This window comes from Mesorhizobium sp. PL10 (assembly GCF_053714315.1).
On record NZ_JBSKBR010000187.1, the window covers coordinates 1 to 546 of the forward strand.

Sequence of the window (546 nt, forward strand, 5' to 3'; positions counted from 1 at the left end):
AAACAGCGCACGCCAGCGAGCAGGATCGGCCCGACGTGCTCGCGCGGCGACGCGCCTGGTTCAAGGCCCAGCCTGATCTCGATCCCGAACGGTTGGTCTTTATCGACGAGACCGGCGCGTCGACGAAGATGGCTCGCCTGCGTGGACGGGCAAAGCGGGGCATGCGGTGCCGGTCTCCGATCCCACACGGGCACTGGAAAACGACCACTTTTACAGGCGCATTGCGCCTGACGGGCATGACTGCGCCGATGGTCCTCGACGGACCGATGACGGGTGAATGGTTCGCCGCTTATGCCGAGCATGTATTGGCGCCTACGCTTCGAGTTGGTGACATCGTCATCCTCGACAACCTGCCCGCTCACAAAGTCACCGCCGCCCGCCAAGCGATCGAAGCGGCCGGCGCGCGAATGCTCTTCCTACGTAAGCGCGATTTTCTACGCACCTTTTGCTGTTGAGTGCTCTGATGCATGAGGTGTCCACCAAAATCAGACCGTCCTAAAACGTCGAGGGAACCAGGGAACCAGGTGTCACGCGGACACATCTTGG

1 pseudogene is annotated in these 546 nt (G+C 61.5%); it reads left to right on the forward strand.

Annotated features, from left to right (window positions below):
* A pseudogene (locus ACWGTO_RS33785) lies at nt 1-419 on the forward strand (transposase); the annotation flags it as partial.
* Nucleotides 420-546 lie beyond the last annotated feature (127 nt).